General features: G+C 50.8%; 17 protein-coding genes. 6 read left to right on the top strand and 11 right to left on the bottom strand.

Going from position 1 to position 21,000, the window contains the following annotated elements:
- Nucleotides 1–8: 8 nt before the first annotated feature.
- The gene (locus ACN0YN_RS03920) at nucleotides 9–1,181 is read right to left on the bottom strand and encodes a toxin-antitoxin system HicB family antitoxin (protein WP_417383683.1); all 1,173 of its coding nucleotides are present in this window, start codon (nucleotides 1,179–1,181) and stop codon (nucleotides 9–11) included.
- A 2-nt stretch (nucleotides 1,182–1,183) separates the two neighbouring features.
- Nucleotides 1,184–1,519: a hypothetical protein gene (locus ACN0YN_RS03915; RefSeq protein WP_417383682.1), complete on the bottom strand. Its 336-nt coding sequence runs from the start codon at nucleotides 1,517–1,519 to the stop codon at nucleotides 1,184–1,186.
- Nucleotides 1,520–2,471: 952 nt separating this feature from the next.
- Here ACN0YN_RS03915 and ACN0YN_RS03910 point away from each other — a divergent pair.
- Nucleotides 2,472–2,906: a hypothetical protein gene (locus tag ACN0YN_RS03910; RefSeq protein WP_417383681.1), complete on the top strand. Its 435-nt coding sequence runs from the start codon at nucleotides 2,472–2,474 to the stop codon at nucleotides 2,904–2,906.
- Between the two features lie 26 nt (nucleotides 2,907–2,932).
- Here ACN0YN_RS03910 and ACN0YN_RS03905 read toward each other — a convergent pair whose 3' ends face one another.
- Nucleotides 2,933–4,318 carry a sigma-54-dependent transcriptional regulator gene (locus ACN0YN_RS03905; protein ID WP_417383680.1) on the bottom strand — a complete coding sequence of 462 codons (1,386 nt, stop codon included), beginning with the start codon at nucleotides 4,316–4,318 and terminating at the stop codon, nucleotides 2,933–2,935.
- A 959-nt stretch (nucleotides 4,319–5,277) separates the two neighbouring features.
- On the opposite strand from ACN0YN_RS03905, the gene ACN0YN_RS03900 reads away from it, so the two are divergent.
- Nucleotides 5,278–6,684, top strand: a complete 1,407-nt coding sequence (locus ACN0YN_RS03900) for a sigma-54-dependent transcriptional regulator (protein ID WP_417383679.1) — start codon at nucleotides 5,278–5,280, stop codon at nucleotides 6,682–6,684.
- A gap of 85 nt (nucleotides 6,685–6,769) precedes the next feature.
- On the opposite strand, the gene ACN0YN_RS03895 is transcribed toward ACN0YN_RS03900, so the two are convergent.
- On the bottom strand, nucleotides 6,770–7,264 hold the full coding sequence (locus ACN0YN_RS03895; RefSeq protein ID WP_417383678.1) for an NUDIX hydrolase: 495 nt from the start codon (nucleotides 7,262–7,264) through the stop codon (nucleotides 6,770–6,772).
- 230 nt (nucleotides 7,265–7,494) lie between these two features.
- Between ACN0YN_RS03895 and ACN0YN_RS03890 the strand changes: the two genes are divergently transcribed.
- Entirely contained in the window at nucleotides 7,495–8,229 is a 735-nt protein-coding gene (locus ACN0YN_RS03890; protein WP_417383677.1) for an MBL fold metallo-hydrolase, read from the top strand.
- Nucleotides 8,230–8,447: 218 nt separating this feature from the next.
- A complete protein-coding gene (locus ACN0YN_RS03885; RefSeq protein ID WP_417383676.1) occupies nucleotides 8,448–9,455 on the top strand; it encodes a hypothetical protein in 1,008 nt (335 codons plus the stop codon).
- Nucleotides 9,456–9,689: 234 nt separating this feature from the next.
- Here the strand turns inward: ACN0YN_RS03885 and ACN0YN_RS03880 are convergent, their stop codons facing one another.
- The 3 genes from ACN0YN_RS03880 to ACN0YN_RS03870 form a co-directional block, all read right to left on the bottom strand.
- Nucleotides 9,690–10,406, bottom strand: a complete 717-nt coding sequence (locus ACN0YN_RS03880) for a hypothetical protein (RefSeq protein ID WP_417383675.1) — start codon at nucleotides 10,404–10,406, stop codon at nucleotides 9,690–9,692.
- Between the two features lie 3 nt (nucleotides 10,407–10,409).
- A complete protein-coding gene (locus tag ACN0YN_RS03875; protein WP_417383674.1) occupies nucleotides 10,410–11,486 on the bottom strand; it encodes an alpha/beta hydrolase in 1,077 nt (358 codons plus the stop codon).
- 93 nt (nucleotides 11,487–11,579) lie between these two features.
- Nucleotides 11,580–12,302: a hypothetical protein gene (locus ACN0YN_RS03870; protein ID WP_417383673.1), complete on the bottom strand. Its 723-nt coding sequence runs from the start codon at nucleotides 12,300–12,302 to the stop codon at nucleotides 11,580–11,582.
- 231 nt (nucleotides 12,303–12,533) lie between these two features.
- On the opposite strand from ACN0YN_RS03870, the gene ACN0YN_RS03865 reads away from it, so the two are divergent.
- Nucleotides 12,534–13,970: a DUF1598 domain-containing protein gene (locus tag ACN0YN_RS03865; protein WP_417383672.1), complete on the top strand. Its 1,437-nt coding sequence runs from the start codon at nucleotides 12,534–12,536 to the stop codon at nucleotides 13,968–13,970.
- Nucleotides 13,971–14,174: 204 nt separating this feature from the next.
- Nucleotides 14,175–15,974 carry an arylsulfatase gene (locus tag ACN0YN_RS03860; RefSeq protein ID WP_417383671.1) on the top strand — a complete coding sequence of 600 codons (1,800 nt, stop codon included), beginning with the start codon at nucleotides 14,175–14,177 and terminating at the stop codon, nucleotides 15,972–15,974.
- On the opposite strand, the gene hemG is transcribed toward ACN0YN_RS03860, so the two are convergent.
- The 4 genes from hemG to ACN0YN_RS03840 form a co-directional block, all read right to left on the bottom strand.
- On the bottom strand, nucleotides 15,958–17,418 hold the full coding sequence (gene hemG / locus ACN0YN_RS03855; RefSeq protein WP_417383670.1) for a protoporphyrinogen oxidase: 1,461 nt from the start codon (nucleotides 17,416–17,418) through the stop codon (nucleotides 15,958–15,960). The two genes, ACN0YN_RS03860 and hemG, sit on opposite strands and share 17 nt — an antisense overlap.
- Nucleotides 17,419–17,460: 42 nt before the next feature.
- Nucleotides 17,461–18,519 carry a uroporphyrinogen decarboxylase gene (hemE, locus tag ACN0YN_RS03850; RefSeq protein WP_417383669.1) on the bottom strand — a complete coding sequence of 353 codons (1,059 nt, stop codon included), beginning with the start codon at nucleotides 18,517–18,519 and terminating at the stop codon, nucleotides 17,461–17,463.
- A gap of 219 nt (nucleotides 18,520–18,738) precedes the next feature.
- On the bottom strand, nucleotides 18,739–19,569 hold the full coding sequence (locus ACN0YN_RS03845) for a uroporphyrinogen-III synthase (protein WP_417383668.1): 831 nt from the start codon (nucleotides 19,567–19,569) through the stop codon (nucleotides 18,739–18,741).
- Nucleotides 19,570–19,699: 130 nt separating this feature from the next.
- Nucleotides 19,700–20,740 (bottom strand): hypothetical protein, encoded by a 1,041-nt coding sequence (locus tag ACN0YN_RS03840; protein WP_417383667.1) that lies wholly within the window; start codon nucleotides 20,738–20,740, stop codon nucleotides 19,700–19,702.
- Nucleotides 20,741–21,000 lie beyond the last annotated feature (260 nt).

Raw genomic sequence — 21,000 nt, 5'->3', positions numbered from 1 at the left:
GCTCCTCGCTAAACAACACGACTACCAAGATAATTAAATAGTGGCTTATATTTTTTAATTGTCCCAAGTTCGATTATTTTCCGTGAAGTTGGGCTAACTTTTGGCATTGGAACAATGCCTAAGCTAATTGATTTTGCCCCTCGTTGATAAAGCCAATCAGGCAGTCCCTCGTCTCCAGCAGATTCGAAGTGACGTTCAATCCGTTGACGTAAGTTATTGGTGTCCCCGACGAAAAGGGAATCATCCTCACATCGAAAGTAATATAGTCCTTGTTCAGTAGGAAGTTTACTTGGTTTTACATTGCAGGTACGACCTAAAACATCAAAATCAGGAAGATCAACCTCTGCAGCTTTTTTTGCATAACGCCCGGAAGCTTTTCGTACCCCTAAAGCAACCCATCTGTAATCAAGTGGACTGAATCCAGGAGCAAGTTTTTTTGCAATTGCATCAAACTCTGCAGCCAAGCCTGGATCGCAGATAATATTGTCAAGAGAAATAGAACGAGCCTCTCGCTTCCAGACTAATTCTTGCACGTAACGAACAGCGATCTCGCTAGAGAACTCAAATTCATCTTTTCGAGACGCTGTATAATTCTTTGTTTTAGGTAGCTCGCTAAGCTTCTTCGCTTTTCGAGCATTAAAGAGCGTCCAATTCAGCTCAAAACCAGATCCTGTTAGTCCTAGTTCTCGACATCTTAGAAGGAATTTTTCATTCAATTCAGGATCGGCAACAACACGATCAATTGAATAACCATCTCTAACTTCCAAATACGCTTGAGCAATGCCAGCCATCTCTGGAGAACGTCCCGATGCAAGTCGAGAGATTTGAACTGCCAGCTTTGTTACAACGAGTTGATTTAGGCTTACCCCTTCATCCTCAGCTTCAGATTCAAGTGCAGAATGGAGAGAGACTGGAAGACGAACTACAAATTTCCCGCTTTTTTTCTTCGGAGTGGCTCCAGCTATCAAACCAGTCCGTTCTGCAGCAGAGTCTATCAAATGGCGAATCGCTTTATACTCATCTGACTTTACAAACGCTTCCCTCTCTTCTCGAGAAGGATATGCTTTTGCAATCAATCCCACTTCAGGGTCGAAAAGTGCATTCGACAGATCAGCCCATGTTTCAGCTGACTGCGCTATGATTCTTGCTGATTCTAGAATCTTTTTATCTTGCGAAGCCATATCTATCCTTCCAATTTAAAAGGCGGAATAAATTCGACAGTACTCCCAGTATGCTCGAGATAAATTGTTTCCTGCTCAAGCTTAGCAGCAATCTCACCTGCCAGATTTTTTAATTCGGGAATATCGTCCTCATCCACGACAATCCAGACTGCTATTGATCGATCCACCTGCTTTGTTCCATTTTGCATTCGATAGGCTCCTTCTCCTTCACCGTCGACGCGATACCCTCCTGCCAAAATATAAATCTGATCTAAAATTTCATTTCGAACTTGTTCGGGCACTTCACTTCCATCATTGTAATTTACTGGAAGCAAGAGGACGTATTTCACTTTCGACATTGGCATCAATCCCTTCTTTAACGGGAACCCATGCTATTAATGATATCGCATATAGTATCATTTTTTCAACACTCAATTTGAAAAAATAATACACAAAATGCCATAAGCAACTACCTGTGTTACACTTAACAAATATCTTCCGATACATAAATTGTGTTGAATAGAACGCCTGAACCTCACAAACTATAAAATTTGCCACCAATAGTAAGTGATCAATAGAATGAACATAATTTGAACATATTGCCACACACAATTAAGATTTTGCCAGTACGTCCCCAATTAAAATGTTTGCAGTACATAAATTTCCTTAGGACCTTGAAATACAGTGCCCTTATCCAAACAAAACATCTGTGTTCAATTCAAACAGGAACCTACCTCATGTTCGACTTCGCGACTTCCACGATCTACGAAATTGCACCAGACATATTTCGGATTGGCAGTTATGCGGTGAGGCAGATCTGATGTCGATTTATTTTCTGATCAACGACGACGCGCCGCTACTGATTACTTCCGGGTACAAGTCCCACTTTCCACCGTCGCATCAAGCGGTCGCAAAGGTGTTGGCCGCAGCACAACTCCGCCAGGTCGCCTGCAGTCAATTTGAATCGGCTGAACGCACGGCGTTTAAGCAGTAGCAGAAAGTGCCCCCGAAGCATCTACCATCCCTGGCACTCCCCGGTTGATTGACTCAGTGGCTAAAACGCAGCGTCGTACGTCAGTAAGAGTACCAACAAAATCGTCATCGCTGACTCATCCACGTTCCCAGCTACAGCAGAAGTGCGACAAAAAGTCTCACACTGTGTGCTCTATTGTCTCATAAATTACTTTTCGGTACAGATTCCTGCAAATTTACAGTCCTCTTGCGCAACTGAACTTATACTTATCGTGGAAGGTGTTCTGGTTCCGAGTAAACAGACAAATGACAATCTGCATTGATCGAAAGGTAAATCTCATGTCCAGCATTGCTTTATACGATACCAGTCGCAATTCGTTGACGAACCTGATTGGATGGCTCAGCCTGTCACTGCTTGCTGCAGGCTGGGGGGCAGAATTTGATACATCAATCCGAAACCTCTGGGCCAACATTGGCTTGTTTGGACTGGCTTCGATGATTGGCTTGAAAGTCGTTCACATGTCGAAAGTGAAAGCGCAGAAGCTGGCGACCGAATCACGTGTGGAACACGATGTGAAACGAATCTCCAATGGGAAGGATTCTGGAGTTTTGCTGAAAGAAGAAGCAGAACGCCTGGCTCAGGCAGAACAGGTCGCCGCAGCACAGGCAAACCAGATTGAGATGGAAATGATTGCACATTCAACTGACGAGGAACTTGTTTCGCTGTTAAGCCACTGCATTCCGCTGATCAACGAAAGAAATTCCAGAGTTTAGAAACGTTCCAGGTTAACGAATCGGACTCAGTGTTTGATACCCACAGACTGACCCGATTCCTCATCCTCACTTTCGTTAGACAGAATACGGTACAACGTTCTGCGATGCATGCCCAGTGTTCTGGCCGCCGCCGCCTTATTTCCGCCACAACGCTTTACGACCTCGCTCACCATATGGCGTTCCATCTGTTTCAGATCGCCAAGAAAAGGAACGGAAATCGTTTCTTCCTGCTCATTCGACGACTGAGACTGATTGAGCAGTTTGGTCACCACCACGCTATCACCTGTTAAGAGTAAGCGGGAGAGCACACTGGTCAGTTCCTGAACATTACCCGGCCAGGAATATTCATACAACTTTTCACAGATTTCGGTGCTCATCCGGCTTCGACATTCCGCAAAATTACAACTCCAGGCCTGACAGAGTTCCTCCAGGATCTGCATCGCCAGTGGAATGATGTCTTCTTTTCTCTCACGCAGTGGGGGAACCTGTATCGGCAGTATGTTCAAATTATCGTAGAGACTGCGATGAAATTCATCCAGAAGTACGGCTGCCTTGAGGTCAACGGATGTAGAAGTAATCAGCCGAATAGAATTTACTTTCGAAACGGGTGCCCAGGGAGCCCTGACCAGTCCCTCTTTCAACATCTTCAGCAGCTGGCGTTGTTCCAGCTTTGGTAACTGATCGATGTCTTCCAGAAAAAGTGTCGTCTTCTGTTCGTTTTCTACGGAATCAGCCTGCAGCAGACGATCAAGAATACCAACGCCCTGTTTATTAAAGCGTACGGTACTTTCTATGATTGAGCAGTTGATGTGAATAAAAGGACCATCGGAAAAGGGACTCTCCCTGTGAATCATTCTTGCCAGTGACTTCTTCCCGACGCCACTTTCTCCCTGAATCAGAACGGGAATATCCATTTGTGAGAATTTTTTCGCCTGGGCAATCACTTCCCGCATGGGACTGCTGTGTGCAACAAATGTTTTGTTGATTTTTTCCCGGGAGGGAGGCGTCGAAGCATTTTCCCACTTGGGAAATGTATTCAGCTTTGTGAGATTGATGGCGCGGTGAAGTGCTTTCAATATCTGCGGCCGGCTGAAAGGCTTCGTGATAAAATCACAGGCCCCCAAGCGCATCGCTTCGATGGCGGATTCGAGAGTCCCGAATCCAGTTATTACCACCGAAGCGATGTTCGGGTGGACCTGCAGGGCTGTCTGGATAACCGAGATTCCGTTTCCGTCTGGAAGTTTAAGCTCTGTAAATACGATATCGACACGTTGACTCTGCAGGTATTCCAGACCTTCCCGCGCCGTGAAGGCCAGCAATACCTGCTTGCCTTCAGTCTCTAAAGTGTCTTTGACAAATCGTCCGACACTGTCTTCACCATCGATAATCAGAACTGTTTCCTGGCATGTCATTGCTGATCCTTCCACTCGATGCGATTTCCCTTAGCGTATTTTTCGAAATCGCGGTATCATTGAATACAACTTAAACCTTGAGCCCTGTCATTTTCAGGAAATGAAAATCAGATTCCCTTTCGGTATGGTGTTTTTATCAGCACTATTGAAATCATATACCCTGGACGGCAATGGGGAATTGTTTTTTTGAATCAGGAGGCGTGGGGCGTTGCTCAGATACTTACCATTCAATCAACAGACTTATTGAATTCCGTTCTCAATAATTTTAAAAAGGCACTCTCTGGTATCACTCTCGTACGATCAAGCTTGTCGTTCGACTCTGAATTTGCGGCATTTCGCTTTGACACCTGTAATGCCAGATCGAATCCATATCTATGATTTGACTCTGATTTCATAGCCATTTGCGGTAGATTTCGAAATACGACAGATTGACTCTTCATAATTCATTCCTTTTGGCACTACCTGAGTCATGAACGTGAAATGGAGCACAACTCTTTCACTTGATCACTATTCAATTAACGCAAAACTTATCGTCGCTCTAACGAAATCACATCACTAAATACAGAAAGAAGCTCAGATTCGTGACAGTCTGTCACAGGTGCGCAAGATGAACGTGACCTGTTGTCACAGACGGCTACTGCTCAGACAAATTTTCAATCAAGGTGATGAAAAGCACGGGCATTCCAATCATCCTGAAATTGTCGGGGCAGGACGAACTCCCAGCTAAGACAATCTGACATGCCTGATCGTTTTGACCGAAACAAACAAATATTGAGATTTACAGATTGGACACATGAGTAGTATGATGCGCGTTCCTTGAAAATCACATTTCATATCAGATGTCACTTTCAAACAGTTCGGATCCATCTCTCCGGGTATTGCAAAGGAAGTAGTCAGCGCTCGATAGCGCTAGCACAAAATCATTACATTCCCAATATCCTCATGAGTGAGAGCATTTCATGACAAACCTGGAAACGATACTAATAGTTGAAGACGATACAGGAGTCGGGAATATCGTCAGAAAAATGATCATGAATGAAGGCTTGCAGGCCTTTCTAGCGTTAAATACAAAAGAAGGGATCGATTGTTTAAACCAGCATCCCATTGATGTTTTAATCACCGATTTGCAGCTTCCCGATGAAGATGGACTCAGCCTGATTCGTCAAGCGGTGCAAATCCAACCCGACATCACTTCCGTCATCATGACCGGCTGTGGTTCTCTGGATTCTGCCATCGCAGGCATTCGTCTGGGAGTCTGCGATTACGTCACTAAGCCGTTTAATCAACAGCAAATCATCAGTTCGCTGCACCACGCGATTCAGGTCAACCGAACCAGTAAATTGATCAAGCGAAAAAGCATTCCCCAGGAAATTCAGAGTGCGCCTGCAACCAGTCCCGCCGATGATTCCTTCATCGGCGTCAGTGCTTCCATGCAGAAAGTCCTTTCGACAATCAAGCGCATTGCGCGCCTGGATTTTCCTGTCCTGCTGCAGGGGGAAATCAGTGTCGGAAAAAAAACACTCGCGAAAAAGATTCATCGATTCAGTCAAGTTGCAAACGAACCTTTCACACACTTCAACTGTTCTTCCATCAGCAACATCGAACAGGTCTATCCGCCGGAGAACTTTGTTTTAAAAATGCTGAAACGAAGTCACTCTAACATGAACTACAACAAAGGGACCATCTTTCTCGAGGATATCGACCAGCTGCCGATGTATGAACAGAAACAGCTGCTCAGCATGCGTGAACATGGCTTGTTAAAACTGCCTGCGCGCATCAACTCTGAACCCACATCTCTGCGACTGATTGCCTCAACGACAACCGACCTCAGTGAAGCGGTCTCCAGAGGTACTTTTCACAGGAGTCTGTACGACTGGCTGAATCTGCTTCCGATTAACGTCCCACCACTCCGGGAAAGACGAGCCGATATCAAACCGCTCAGCATCCATATTCTGGAACAGTTAACCCGGTCGGGAGATGACAATCATCAAAGCAGCCGACACATCATCGATCACGACACGTGGGAAACGCTTACCCGCTATGACTGGCCCGGTAATGTGCAGGAACTGACAACCGTTCTGTCCAAAATTGTAATTCTAGGCGACAATTCCTTCGTCGATGCACAACTGAAAAATTCAAATCCGGCAAAATCAATGGGGAGTCGAAATTCCATATCGGTCCCCCTCAACGGTGACCTGAAATCCATGGAGCAGTATATGGTAACCGAGGTCGTAAAGCGTTGTGGCGGCAACAAAGCGGAAGCCGCCAGAACACTGGGAATGCATCGTAGAACCTTATACCGCATCCTGGAAAACAAGCCCCTGAAAAACGAATCCCCACGGTTCGAGGAACCAATCCCGCACTAGAACGCATCTTATTTTTGCATAGCATCTCTCAATCAAAGCTTCACGGGCCAGACAGACCTGGGAAAATTCACCTTGCTTCCGGTTTTCACTCTGTAAGCGACAGGATCACAGCCCGCTCTTCAGAGCAGGCATGCGCCACCAGTTCCGGTAACGCCGCCGGCCGCAAAATTTCGGACGTCTCTGCCAGCTCTTGTCGCGACCACCAGCGAATCGCCTGCAATGTCCGCCGCTCCGATTCTGACAATCCTTCGTAGTTCAAAACAGGCGTCTCTTTCACCCGGCATACAAAGTACGTCTCATGGCTGAGCACGGAACCGATGCCGGGGATCTCCAGCTGCACCTCCCGCACACCGACACAGCGCCCGACCTCCACCTCGCTCAACCCCAGTTCCTCCTGCAACTCCCGCTGCAGTGACTCCGTCTCCGATTCCCCGACTTCCATTCCCCCACCGGGAGTCGCCCAGTAAGCAACGACGTCCGGCTGCGTCGGATCAGCGGGCAACGCATCCTGATGCAGTACCAGCAGCACCTGATCCCGTTCGTTCAATAAAATCCCCCGAACCGATTTGCGCTGTTTCATGGAATAATCCGTAAGTTAAAGAGGTTCCTCGAACATACCGTTGTGGTTGTCGTTCTCTTTATTTTCAATGTAGGTTGAGGTCGTAGTCATCGTTTTAGCAGCTTGACAGTCATCAATCAATCAACTCAAAAGTTGACAGTTTGAACCAGTCCGGTATGATCTGAGCAACATTTCGATCTGAAAAACATCAAATCTATTGTGGCTGTTTCACTAATAAGAGAGCAACACCCATGTTCGACTTCGCGACTCCCACGATCCATGAAATTGCCCCGGATGTGTTTCGGATTGGCTGTTATGCAGCAGGGCTGGATCTGCAGTTTAATTATTTTCTGGTCCGCGATGACGCGCCGCTGCTGTTTACCACCGGGTACAAGTCCAGCTTTCCGCTGCTGCACAAAGCGGTCGCCCAGGTGATGGATCCGGCGAAACTCCGCTACATCGCCTTCAGTCATTTTGAATCGGATGAATGCGGGGCGCTCAACCAGTGGCTGGAAGTGGCCCCCGAGGCAGAGCCGGTCTGCAGCCTGGTCTCGGCGATGGTCAATATCAACGACTTCGCGATCCGTCCTCCCAAAGGGATGGTCGACGGCGAACAGCTCAATACGGGAAAATACCAGTACCGCTTCTGCTCAACCGCGCAGCTGCCGCACGGCTGGGATGCGGGGCTCTTGTATGAAGAGACGCAGGGGACACTCTTCTGTTCCGACCTGTTTCACCAGGGAGGCAACCCGGTGCCGCTCACCGAAAGTGATCTGTCAGAACAGGTGCTGACCGCAATGCAGCAGATGCAGGCAGGACCACTGGCCGACTACATCCCCTACACGAAACAGACCGACCGGATTCTCAACCGCCTGGCCGACCTGAACCCGAAAACGCTGGCCGTCATGCACGGCTCCAGCTTCACCGGCAACGGAGAACAGGCCTTCCGGGATCTGTCGACCGCGATGAAAACGGTTTTCGGGTAAGAGAGCACGATCGGATTCTGCGACCACGAAATGTCACGAAATCACACGAAACGAGTTTCGCTCACCTCGCAAACTTTCTCTGAACGAATTCAAACCTCAACAGAGACATTCCGCGAAATCGGCAGGGGAGAAAATACTCAGGAGAGAATAGACACTTTCTGCACAATTGAATACACTGGTCTCGGAATTTAAATCAATCCAAGTGCAGGGAATTTTCCATGAGTTTCGACTTTCAACTTCAGTTTCGTCACCTGCCCGGTCAGGCAGAAGTAGCAGCCACCTCAGCGGAGAGCGGAAATGCGACTTCCAGTAAATCGTCCCTGGTCTCACGGTGTGAAACACTTCGCGAAATTCTGAAGTCAGCAGATGCCCCCGAGCCTGACAGTCATGGCTGCTATCATCCCCATATGGCGGATTGCAGCAAAGTCGAAGTCTACCTGGATGGTCTTAAGGATCAGTCAGACTCCAGCAGCATTAAGTTTCGCCTCTATGGAATTTCCAAAGATAATATGCGATTCTTATTCGAACTGGCAAAAAAAGGAGACCTCGTCATTCTGCCTGCCTGGAATGAGGGGACGGCAATCGTAACTTCAGAAAATAACGCGCAGCAGAACTCCTCGCAGTGGCCGAATACGGTTTCCGTCACCACGCCTGGCGAACTGATGTCGGTTCTCAAAGAGGGACGCGAGACGCTGCCGACATTCCGTAAGGAAGCAGTAGCAGAGATGGAAGCCAAATCGAAGCGACCATTAAGCAGCGGGTATATGACTCTGCTGAAAAGCGTCTTTTTCTACATCGTATTGAGAGTCTGTTTCTTTGCCTTAGCGTTTATCGCCACAAAGGCCGGCAGCACAAGTTGGATACCATGGAATTTTTTAGCGACTTCCGTCGGAATTCTGTCACTGGCAGTTCTGATTATTGGCTCTCTCATCAGTGTCATTCACATCGCCGAGGATAAAGGATACACCGGAGAGCTTGGGTTCTTCCTGGTATTTATGGTTCCCATCTCATTATTTCTGATCGCTTTTATGACAGGGTACTTTCTACATAAGCAGGGGCAAAACTACTTCATAGGTTCGATGTACATCCCCGGATTCGTAGTCCTGTTACAAGACTTGATCAGTTCGCTTCTGGCCCTCTTCATTCTGCCATTTCTGGGATTCTGCATCCTTGCGGCACTCCCCTGTAAAATCAGAATCAAATACGAAGATATGTTCCCTGTCTGATCGGTGTGTACAGGCCACCCCTGTTCTGCAGGCAGAGTAGATGTGATCTTTCTGAGAAAATATCGTCAATACATTTCCCTGGCGATCATGCACGGCTCCAACTTCACCGGCAACGGAGAGCAGGCCTTCCGGGATTTATCAACCACGATGAAAACTGTTTTCGGTTGATTGAGCACGAACTATTTTTCTACCACGAAAAGTACGAAAGCACACAAAAAAAAGAATCAAGTGAACCTAAGATTCGATGGTAGCATCCTCTGACGGAATCTTACGATACTTAAGTGCTTTTCTCAGGAAATAGAGAGCACCAATCAGATTGAGCGGTGCCATTAACAGAGAGTTCATTCGCGGTAATTTAAGAATCGCAGCCACGAGAAAAAATAGTGCAAAACCAAACAAGACAAAAGAAACCAATACAAATCGTAGCCAATCCGATTGTTGAGGTTTGCGGTGGATTGGGTGTGGTACTGACTTTCCGCTGATATCCGTGTCAGGTGAAAAGAGACTCAATTCTTTAGCGATCCGATCCGGATTCTGATGTTGAATCAGAATGAAGTGGCGGACACTTCCATCAGTCAATTCAATTTTGACAGTGCCAACATTGATCGGAGTCCAGAAACTGTGCTTTCGATTCACCGCGATAGACACCACCTGCCTGCGATCAATATGAAAATTTAGATCATCTTCCTGAAGAAAGGAATTGTCTGTCGGATCCATCGAGTCGTAACGAGCTTCGCGATCCTTTCGTTTTTTAAGCGTGCGTTTTACAAAATATCGAAAAAACAGATAGAACGTCTGTAACTGAATCGCAGCGGATTGTTCGTCAAAGATTTGTCCGGCAATGTAGGCACCACAAAGTCGATCAGGCGTCAGATATATTCGATAGTGTCGATCAAGCCTGAACCAGCGCGGCTCCAATGCATAAAAATACTGATATTCGTTCAGAAACACTTTTTAATCTTTCACCTTGGCGAACTGTTTCTGAAAGAACTCCAGCATTGCCTGGGGGGAGGCACCGCTTTTGTTGTCGCCGGTGTAGATGAAGACGTTTTCGATGCCCAGCTCGTTCATTTTCTTGACCAGATCGCGGCCGAAGTTGGGGTGATGGATGCCCTGGCCGGGCCGCGCATTGGCAGGCAGGGGACCGTCGGCTTCGCTGTAGATCATGTAGAGTGGCGGGTCCTCTTTGGTCAGATGCATAATCGCTGAGGATTCATCGTAGCGTTTCTGCTGTTCCGGAGTCGGGTGCAGTGCTTCTTCGGCGGTTTTCACGCCATACGCTTTGAAGATGGAAGGATGCTCCCAGGCCCGGCCGCCGATCAACGCTTTGATTTTGATCGGATCATAAGTGCTCTGGCCTCCCATCGTGCCGATCGCCTGGATGCGGGTCGACTCACGTTCGACCGGATCTTTACTGTCCGGCTTGGCCAGGTCGTCGTGAAAACCAATCCACATCGAAATCCCTGCACCAGCAGAACCGCCATAACAGGCAACACGTTTCGGATCGATATTCCACTCCTTCGCTTTACTCCGCAGGAACTGCACCGCCCGGGCACCGTCGCGTTGCGGCTCAGGGAGCAGGATGTCTTCGCCGTCAATAAAGCGATAATGAATCGCAGCCATACTGATGCCGGCATCGTTATAAAGCTGCACGATCCGGGGGTTCAACGCTTTGCTGCCACCCACAAAGCCGCCTCCATGAATGTAAATCACCAGCGGTGTCGGCTGATCCGATTCCGCCTGATAAAAGTCGAGCACGTTTCGTTCGTGTTTGCCATACTTCACATTCGCATGGGTCGGCTCGGCGGCTGCACCTCGCGGTCTCTGACGCTTCTGGCGAAATTCCAGTACCTCTTCCCGCGTCAGTTTGCCATCCTTATTTTTGTCGGCGTCGGGAAAACGTTGCAACAGCTTCTGCAACCGCTCATCCACCGACGGCTTTTCGTCGGCCCAACCGGGGCAGGAGACCGCGATCATAGCAGACAACACCAGAAGACGAACACCAGCATGTATCAGGGAAAAACGTGTCATTGATTTGCTCTTTTTCCAGTTTGATTTCAGAGTTAAGAAATAACCGTCCGTTGAGTTCACACTTAGATCAGATCGGCGTCATCCACCATTTAATCAGAAGAGAGGCAGCCCCGCTACCAGTTTTTCGCGAATGCGTTCAAATTTCGGATGTCCGAATAATCCCGGAAACCCGCCACACTCCAGAATTGAAGTCCGCAGATAGCTCAAAAGATCCAGCGGAAAGGCAGGGGCACTCTCCGGATCCCGAGTACCGGACCAGAAAAAAAAGACCACTTCTGCCAGCCAGCCTTCCCCCCGCAGACTGTAGGGACCGCCGCCGGAGATATCGTCTTTGTGATAGCCATCCGGGGCAAATGAATAAAGGAATTCCGAAACAGCGTTGTCAGACTGACAGGCTTCGAAATCATCCAGGGTGTAATCCAGCCATTCCTGACTACAGGAATCGACGTGGACACCGTCACAAAATCCGTGCGCTCCTTCAATTCCCAGCTGGTCCCAGAATTCACAATGCGCGTAGTCAGCCAGATCAATGAAAGAGATCCCACCCAGGGTCCGCCACAATTGCTTGAACACAGCCGGAACCTCGCGCTGCGTCACTGCTTCCATGTGAGTGATACGCGATTCCTGTTCTGCTTCAGGCTGCAGGATTAAAGAGGCCACCGGATAGCCGAGTTCTGCCAGGCGCTCTTCCAGCATCACCAGTGCCTGGCGACATTGCTCGAAAGAGTGATTGACCAGTTGAGCCAATTGAGCTGCATCATCCCGGGCAGCCGCATACTTCTGATGATAGAGTCTGATTTCAGCAACCGCAGCCATATACTTTCTCATTCTGTTTCAGGCAACCCACAAACACGGTATACGCTACTACATTAACCATCGATTCCGCATTCTGCGAGCCACAGAAGCTCACGGAATCTGCTGGAATCTGATTCAGAATACCGGAAAAGTCCTGCCTCCCGCCTGCTTGCCCTGCTAGAATAGCAGATGTCATCTTTAATCTGCGGGCCGCATTTTCTGACAGCCTCTCGAGGCGGAAAGCGTTGATTGATGAAAGGCCTCTCTCTCATTCCCCATCGAAACAGCATCCTGCGCTCAATGGCGAGCCTCTGTCTGCTCTTCTCTTTCTGCGCAGCTGGTCTGGCACAGACCAACAATGGGGGCAACAACAACGGCGGAAACAATCAGAACGGCAACAATAACAATAACCAGAATGCGGGTGGCATCACCATAAATGCGGATGGCGTGATCGCCGCGCCGTTTCGAATGACGCAGAACAGCAGCCAGTTGAATCAGCGGCGCCTGCAGGCGCTTGCTGCCAAAGCTTTACCCGAGGATCTGAACCGCAAATCGGAGTTCCGTAAGATCTCGCTGGTGCAACTGGAAAAGGTCTGCCAGGAATACCAAGCGAAGAACGAGCCGCTGCCTCCCGAGGTTCTGTATCTGGCGGGACTGACGCGGATTGACTTTCTGTTTGTCGATCGTGCGAACCGTGATCTGATCATCGCCGGTCCCGCAGAAGGCTTTGCCCCCAATGACCAGAATCGGATCGTCGGCGTCGAAACCGGGCGGCCTCCCATTCGTCTGGATGATCTGGCGGTCGCGTTTCAATCTCAGGATCGTGGGCTGATCACCGGATGTTCGTTCGATGCGAAGCCGGAAAACCTGGCAAAGATGAATGAGTACATCCGCCGCACCAATAACGCGTCTTCCGCAGCGACCGCCGCCGTCCGTTTCAAAACCATGGCGCAGATCCTGGGTATGCAGGATGTCAGTGTGACCGGAGTTCCCGCCGGCTCGCATTATGCCCGCATCCTGGTCGAAGCAGACTACATGCTCAAACGGATTTCCATCGGCCTGGAGCCTTCGGGAATCCGCGAAATCAAAAGTCATCTCGCCACACTCCGAGGGGGCGGGAACAGCACGCAGCGCTGGTGGTTCACGCCCCTGTATGATGCCTTCACCACAACAGTCGACCGGGATGCTTTTCAGTTTGCCGGACAGCGTCTGCAGATGATGTCGCAGGAAGAATTCGTGAACGCAGCCGGTCAACGGACCGATGCCGCCCAGACCCGGGTCTCGACCACAAAGTATGCCCAGCAGTTCACAAATAATTTCGCGAAGCTGGCCGACCTGCACCCTACGTTCGCCGAACTGCAGTCGATCACCGACCTGACCGTGCTGGCAGCGTTGATCAACCGGGAACGACTGGACGAACAGATCGACTGGCGACACTCCTTCTTTTCCACCGCTTCAGACTACCTGGTCCCCGAGGGGAATATTCCCAGACAGGTGCCGACAGCCATGAATTATAAAAAGGCAGGGAAACTGATGATCTGCCTGGTAGGCGGGGGAGTCACCATCAATGCCCGTGCGGTTTTGAACCAGACAGAGTTCCAGGTGAGCCGCGATACGTCGCTGGAAGAAAGACAGTCTGCTGTCAGCAAACGAGACCTGCAGCAGCCCGCACGCTGGTGGTGGGATTGACGGGGGTCGGGGGATACGTTTTACTGGGGAGAGTTGTTATTCCATGAGCACTCTTGGGCAAGCCAACACTGCCACACGATCAATCTACTGGAAAGATTCCAGTGGAATTCCAAGTTGAAGTTTGTCCAGTTTTCTCACTTTCGGGCAAGCCGACAGTGCCACACGATTCATCTAATCTGATCCTTGAGGATATTGAATTTTATCATGAGACGCGCGCTCCTTTTGAATTTTGTCCTGTTATCTGTAGTCACGCTCATCCTCAGTAGCAGTTCGATTCTGCAAGCTGCGGAACGTCCCAACGTGCTGTTGATCATGACTGACGACCAGGGCTGGGGGGATGTCCGCATCCATGAGAATCCACTGATTGAAACGCCGCAACAGGATTTGCTGGCCTCACAGGGGGCGCGGTTTGAACGGTTCTATGTCTCTCCTGTCTGTGCACCGACGCGTTCTTCCTTGCTGACGGGTCGCTACAGCCTGCGGACCGGCGTGCATGGCGTAACGCGCGGCTTTGAAAACATGCGGGCCGAAGAAACTACGATCGCCGAAATGATGAAGGCCGCCGGCTACAAAACAGGGGCCTTCGGCAAATGGCATAACGGCCGACATTATCCCATGCATCCCAACGGGCAGGGCTTTGACGAATTCTTCGGTTTCTGTGGCGGTCACTGGAATCGCTATTTCGATACGAATCTGGAACACAATAAAAAGCCGGTTAAGACGAAAGGTTACATTACTGATGTCCTGACCGACCAAGCGATAGACTTCATCAGGCTGAACAGAGACCAGCCTTTCTTCTGCTACGTTCCTTACAATGCACCACATTCTCCCTGGATTGTGCCGGAGAAGTACTGGGATAAATACGCGAACAAAGGACTGGATGAAAAGGCGCGCTGTGCCTATGCGATGGTGGAAAGTGTGGACGACAATCTGGGTCGACTGATGCAGACTCTGGATGATCTGAAACTGACCGACAACACGATCGTCCTGTTCCTGACCGATAACGGCCCGAACAGTGACCGCTATAATGGCAACATGCGGGGGAGAAAGGGATCGATTCACGAAGGGGGAATCCGGGTCCCGCTGTTTGTCCGCTATCCGGGCAAAATCAAACCGGGAACTGTCGTCAAACCGATCGCTGCACATATCGACATTCTGCCGACCCTGCTCGAATTCTGCAGCGTGGAAAACATTGCCGATCAACCTCTGGATGGCAAAAGCCTGGTGCCGTTACTGACGGAGAACGGGAAGGCAGACTGGCCGCAGCGCATGCTCTTTTCTGATCGCCTGTTTCGCAATTCGATCCCGGGTGCCGAGTTACCTAACGGCTCGGTGCGTACCGATCGCTGGCGGGCCGCTTACGAGCGGGGCAAGTGGAGTCTGTACGACATGCAGGCGGATCCGTCTCAAAAACAGAATGTCATGAAAGCGCATCCTGCGGTGATGAAAGAATTGAGTGCCGCTTACGAGGACTGGTTCAAGGATGTCTCACAGGCAGGATTCCAGCCGATTCCGATTCCCGTGGGGCATCCCAGAGAACCATTCGTATCGCTGCCCGCCAACGAATCATTTCTGTCACCCGAAGCAGGGGAGGGCATCAATTACAGCGGCAATGGGCACAACGGTTACGCCAACAGCTGGCTTGAAGACTGGACCGATCCCAACGCGTCCGCCGTCTGGCATCTGGAGGTACTGCAGCCGGGCAGTTATGAAGTCAACTTGAAATACACGTGCCGCGCCGAAGATGTCGGCTGTGAAGTACAGGCCGAAGTGAATGGTCAGACTTTGAATGCCACGATTTCAAAGCCTCACGATCCCCCCAAGATTGGCAATCAGGATCGTGTCGAACAGTCGGACAACTACATGAGCAAAGACTGGGCGAACGTCAAGCTGGGAACCGTCACTCTGAAAAAAGGAACCTGCGACCTCACGTTGACCGGAGTCAAAAAGCCCGGTTCCGAACTGCTGGACGTGAAGGGCTTCGTGCTTAAGCGGGTGCGGTAAGCTCCGCCATCAGACGGGCTGCCGCCTGTTCGGCGCTGTGAATGCAGTCGGGAATCCCCACGCCTCGATACGCATTGCCCGCCAGTTCCAGTCGCGGTAATCCCGCGGCTGCCTGTTCGATTCGCTCAACCAGTTGCAGATGCCCCAGATGATATTGCGGCATCGACTGATTGTGCCTGAGCAGCTTTGAATAAACGGGTTCACCGGAAACACCAAGGATGTCGGCCAGTTCCTGATTCACAATCGCATTCAGTTCGTCATCTGAATGTTCCAGCAACTCAGGTTGCATCGCCCCCCCCACAAACGTTCGCAGTTGCACACAGCCTTCCGGTGCCCGTCCGGGAAATTTGCGACTGGCGAATGCCACCGCGAAAATCTTCCGCTGCTCAGCGGCAGGGATGACCAGCCCGAAGGCATTCAGGGGATGCCTGATATTTTCCAGGCGATGCACGCTGACCTGAATCGCGGTCGACGCATATTCGATCTGCCTGAGCAGTCCTGACAGCACAGGCGCGTAAGCAGCCAGCATGTTGCCCGCCTGCGGTGCGGCGGTTGTGAGGAGCACCGCATCGAAATGCTCAGTCTGGGTGTGACCGGCAGACTCAAAGGTGAGAACGTATCCTGCATCTGCGGCGGTCACCTGTGTCACGCGGTGATCGTAGAGAATCGTCCCCTTCAAGGAAACGCGTTCAGCCAGCATACGGATCAGCGTCTGCATCCCCTCTTTGAAGGCGGCGAACAGACCGTATCGCGCTCCTGTGGCGTCAGCGGATTTCGACTTTTTCTTCTGTTGGCGAATCGCTTTGATCAGGCTGCGATGATCGCGTTCCATATCCAGAAAGCGAGGCAGTGTGGCCCGCAAACTTAATTTTTCGGGATCGGAAGTATAAATACCGGCCACCAGAGGCTGAATCAGTCGCGTAAGCGCTTCTTTCCCGAAGCGACGCGTCACAAACTCTGCGAGACTTTCATCGTCTTCGTTCAGACCAGCCTCACTGTGACGACGGGGCAGAAAGTATTCGAGCCCCATCCGCAGTTTCCCGTACGGACTGAGCAGAGGTGTCTTCAACATGGGAAGAATCCGCGAAGGGGTCATCAACTCAAACCCCAATGGCACGGGGACCGGTTTGCCCGCTTTGAGAATCAGCGCGCCGCGATACTGCTGATTGGTGGAGATCAACTGATCTTCCAGGCCGAGCCGCTGACAGAGTTCGATCGCCGCGGGTTTGTTCGTAATAAACATATCCGCGCCTGTGTCGATCAGATAACCATCCTGATTGATCGTTCCGATCCAGCCTCCTGCTGCAGGCTGTGATTCAAACAGCGTGAGTTCAATCGGCTGATTGTTTTCCTGCGCCAGTTCCTGCAGACGAAATGCAGCGGACAGGCCGGTAATTCCCCCGCCAACCACTGCGATTCGTTTTGCGGGTGAAGACTGATTCATAACAGACTCGATCTGAACAGCGAAGTTCACGGGGCAGGCGGGTTATCTGGTTCCCAGTTCGTGTACCATTTCCACAAGGGCTTTGACATGATCGGGGTTCATATCGGGCATCACGCCATGTCCCAGATTGAAGATGTGTCCATTGCGGCCCGCGGCGGCATCCAGAACGGCTTTCGCTTTCTGCTTGAGAACCGGCAGGTCGGCATAGAGGGCAATCGGATCCATGTTCCCCTGGATGGCGACATCGGGTCCGAAGATCTCCCAGGCATCCGCCAGATTGATGCGCCAGTCCACGCCAAAGACCTGACCGCCGGCCTGACGCTGCAAACCCAGCAATGCAGGGTTCCCGGTCAGGAAGTTAATGACAGGGGCCTGGTCCTGAACGCCAGCGACGAGTTTCGCGGTATAGGGTTGCACGTACTGCTGATAATCTTCCGGTGAAAGACATCCGGCCCAGCTGTCGAAGATCTGCACGGCCTGACAGCCGGCAGCGATCTGACGCTGCAGGTAGATAACCAGGTTATCGACAAAGCGGTTCATCAACGCCGCCCAGGCACCAGGGTCGTTGTACATCATCTGTTTGGTGCGGCGGTAATTCTTGGAACTCCCCCCCTCAATCGCGTAACTGGCCAATGTGAAAGGACAGCCGGCAAAGCCGAGCAGAGGAATGTCGGCAGGCAGATCGGCGCGAATCAGTTTGACCGCCTGGAAGACATAATCGAGACAGTCCATGTCGGCGATATCTGTGAGACGATCCACCTGGGACGCGTCCTGAATCGGATTGTGAATGACCGGGCCTTCCCCTTTGAGGTATTCCAGATCCAGGCCCATCGGCTCCAGAATCGGAAGCAGGTCGGCAAACAGAATGGCAGCATCCACGCCCAGTACGCGCTGCGCCGTGAGCGTGACTTCGGCTGCGAGTTCGGGGGTTTTGCAGAGTTCAATGAAAGTCACTTTGTTGCGGACTTCCATGTATTCAGGCAGATAGCGCCCCGCCTGACGCATAATCCAGATGGGAGTCGTATCGACGGGTTCGCGGCGGACCGCTTTCATAAAACGACTGTTCTGATAACCGGCGGTCTCAGCCAGGGGGGCATCCATGTTTCTTCTTTCGATTACAAATATTGGGTATTCAGCGATGTGAGACGATTCCAGAGCCCACCGCATTCAACCATAACGTTTTTCAATCCAATATACTCGGTTCTAAAAGTCCTGGAGACGTTACAGTAAAAAACTGGACACAGTTTAGCAGGAAACTCTGCGGACTGAAATTCAGCGCCGTCGAGTTTCCCGGAAACGGAGGAAAGCCAGGAGAGTTTTTCAGCCTTTGCGGGAGAGGATTTCGGGAGCAGCCTGCAGGGCATCTTTGACCAGCGGGCCCATTTTGGGAGGACTCGATTCAAAATCGACGGGTAGACCGACTTCCTGCAGTGCTTCGGTACAGGCGGGACCGACCGAGGCAATCATTGTTTTGGAAGCGGCCAATAACCAGTCTTCTTTCACATTTTCTTCTTCTGCGATCTGCAGGACGTGTGTGATCTGCTGCGCGCTGGTAAACATCAGCACGTTATAGTCGCCACGAATCGTTGCATGGATGGCATTGCGGAGCCCGCTGGTATCATCGGGTAATGCCCAGCGGTAGACGGCGATCGGCAGGACCTGGGCACCACGGTTCCGCAGCGTTTCGTAGAATTCTTCTACTGGTTTCCCATATTCCTGAACGGCGATATGTTTGCCGGTGACGGAAAACTTCTTTTCATCAAAGGCAGTGATAATTTCGCGCCAGGTGTTGGGTTCCGGAGCCGAGTAGTGGATGGGGACTTCCCAGTTCCGCAGCACGACCGTCGGCTTGGGACCGCGCACAACAACAATAATCTTGCGGAAGGCATCCAGAACCTGTGCGCGCGGGAAATAGAGTTCAGCCGCATTCAGCAGCGCCGTCGCTCCCACACCGGTCATGAAGACGATCACATCGATCTCGCCTCGAAACAGTTTCTCGCAGAACGACTTCACCTGGGCATTGTCTTCCAGCGGAATTTCATCCATGGAATGCACGAGCGTGGGATTCCCCTGGTTGCGTTCGATCAGGGTGGTCATGGCGTCGCTTTTGCGACTTTCGAAACTGCAGACATTTAAGGCGGATGGATTCATAAGTGGATGCTTCAATTAGAAGAAGGGAGCTCAGATTCAACATCCTGATTATAGACGCTGCAGGATGCCCGGAAAATAGCCTTGTCTTGCATTCTTCACCAGATCGCGTTTTTCGCAGCAGGATGTGTTGCTATCCGGGGTGATTTGTCGGTGTCTTTGTCGGTGTCTTTGCCGGTGTCTTTATCTGGCGAAATCCATTGAGCCAGATGCGGAAGTCGGCATCGATGTCGGCGAGATCATTGATATTTAAGAGCTGTTTCAAAGTCTCACTTCCGGTAGGATCGAATTCCTGACTGGTTCTCAACTTGCGATAAAAGGGGGAAAGGAGTCGTTTCTGCTGCAGATAAAGGCAGAAATAGCGGGCATAAGCATAGGTTAATGCTTCGCGTCGGGTATCGATTCTGACCTGATTCACCAGGGTGGACAGGGGGGGGAGCTGATTGCGATCCAGGGCGGAAAGCAGGAGCTGCCCGCGCCAGTTGGGGATGCCGATCAGCTGTGTCTGCTCGTCTGAAAACTCGCATTGTTCGTGCAGCGATGCCAGGCCTTCGTCAAACCATTCCGGCATGGCGGGGAAGTCGATCTCTGCCAGTGCATGAGTCAACTCGTGTCCCAGCGTTCCTCCGCCTGTGGAAAGATTCAACACAACCCGCATGTCGTTCGACTGAAAGTAACCATAGTAGGAACCGGTTTTTCTCTGGTCGAGGTCAGAGGCAACCTGCTGATACCGCTCTTCCGATGAGAGTGCGACAATCGTAATCGGACGATCCGGGGGGGTATCGAAATAGGAAACGTTCAATGCATATTCGGTCGGAGAGATCGCTTTGCGGTAGAGTGCCTCCAGCGTTGAGTCTTCATAATCGCCGACAATGACATAAGGAGGCTGAATCAGTACATTGACGGGAATCGAAATCCGGGTTCGCAGCCAGGCCGCTTTGGTTTCGCATGCGGTCTGCAGTCGTGGTTTCTGTTCGCGCGTTTTGATTTCCGGCGGTGCTTTGAATGGCTCAGGCGGGCTGAGGCGCACCGCGTTCGCTGAGGCTCTTCCCTCCTGAGCTCCGGAGAAGATCAGAAAATAAAAGCCCGTGACCAGGACCAATGGTCCCGCGATCAGTAATGCATGCCGATGCAGAGACAAAAGACACTCACAATCAGACAGCACAGGTAACATGCACCCGGGCTGTTTCTGGAAAACGATTCACATAAATCGATGAATGCTTAATTATAGTTTGCTGCAGGTCGTACCACTTGAGCAAAGAATACGGGAATCTGGAAATAGTCGCAGGTTGACGATCCCGCGTCTGCATTATTCGACTTGATCGCCGTAAATTACCCAGACATCATAATCGACAGCGGATTGACAGACTGACGCAGCCAGGTCTGACATCCTGACGCAAAAGAGAAGGCCTGAACGCCATTTAACGCGAAAAG

It is taken from the genome of Gimesia sp. (assembly GCF_048260065.1).
GTDB lineage: Bacteria > Planctomycetota > Planctomycetia > Planctomycetales > Planctomycetaceae > Gimesia.
This window is presented reverse-complemented; position numbering and strand designations above follow the sequence as displayed.

Excerpts from the sequence above, each read along its gene's own strand:
- ACN0YN_RS03915 (WP_417383682.1), bottom strand. The coding sequence starts at position 1,519 with ATGTCGAAAGTGAAATACGTCCTCTTGCTTCCAGTAAATTACAATGAT.
- ACN0YN_RS03860 (WP_417383671.1), top strand. The coding sequence starts at position 14,175 with ATGAGACGCGCGCTCCTTTTGAATTTTGTCCTGTTATCTGTAGTCACG.
- ACN0YN_RS03845 (WP_417383668.1), bottom strand. The coding sequence starts at position 19,569 with ATGAATCCATCCGCCTTAAATGTCTGCAGTTTCGAAAGTCGCAAAAGC.
- ACN0YN_RS03885 (WP_417383676.1), top strand. The coding sequence starts at position 8,448 with ATGAGTTTCGACTTTCAACTTCAGTTTCGTCACCTGCCCGGTCAGGCA.
- ACN0YN_RS03840 (WP_417383667.1), bottom strand. The coding sequence starts at position 20,740 with ATGTTACCTGTGCTGTCTGATTGTGAGTGTCTTTTGTCTCTGCATCGG.
- ACN0YN_RS03910 (WP_417383681.1), top strand. The coding sequence starts at position 2,472 with ATGTCCAGCATTGCTTTATACGATACCAGTCGCAATTCGTTGACGAAC.
- ACN0YN_RS03920 (WP_417383683.1), bottom strand. The coding sequence starts at position 1,181 with ATGGCTTCGCAAGATAAAAAGATTCTAGAATCAGCAAGAATCATAGCG.
- ACN0YN_RS03890 (WP_417383677.1), top strand. The coding sequence starts at position 7,495 with ATGTTCGACTTCGCGACTCCCACGATCCATGAAATTGCCCCGGATGTG.
- hemE (WP_417383669.1), bottom strand. The coding sequence starts at position 18,519 with ATGGATGCCCCCCTGGCTGAGACCGCCGGTTATCAGAACAGTCGTTTT.
- ACN0YN_RS03895 (WP_417383678.1), bottom strand. The coding sequence starts at position 7,264 with ATGAAACAGCGCAAATCGGTTCGGGGGATTTTATTGAACGAACGGGAT.
- ACN0YN_RS03865 (WP_417383672.1), top strand. The coding sequence starts at position 12,534 with ATGAAAGGCCTCTCTCTCATTCCCCATCGAAACAGCATCCTGCGCTCA.
- ACN0YN_RS03875 (WP_417383674.1), bottom strand. The coding sequence starts at position 11,486 with ATGACACGTTTTTCCCTGATACATGCTGGTGTTCGTCTTCTGGTGTTG.
- ACN0YN_RS03870 (WP_417383673.1), bottom strand. The coding sequence starts at position 12,302 with ATGGCTGCGGTTGCTGAAATCAGACTCTATCATCAGAAGTATGCGGCT.
- hemG (WP_417383670.1), bottom strand. The coding sequence starts at position 17,418 with ATGAATCAGTCTTCACCCGCAAAACGAATCGCAGTGGTTGGCGGGGGA.
- ACN0YN_RS03905 (WP_417383680.1), bottom strand. The coding sequence starts at position 4,318 with ATGACATGCCAGGAAACAGTTCTGATTATCGATGGTGAAGACAGTGTC.
- ACN0YN_RS03900 (WP_417383679.1), top strand. The coding sequence starts at position 5,278 with ATGACAAACCTGGAAACGATACTAATAGTTGAAGACGATACAGGAGTC.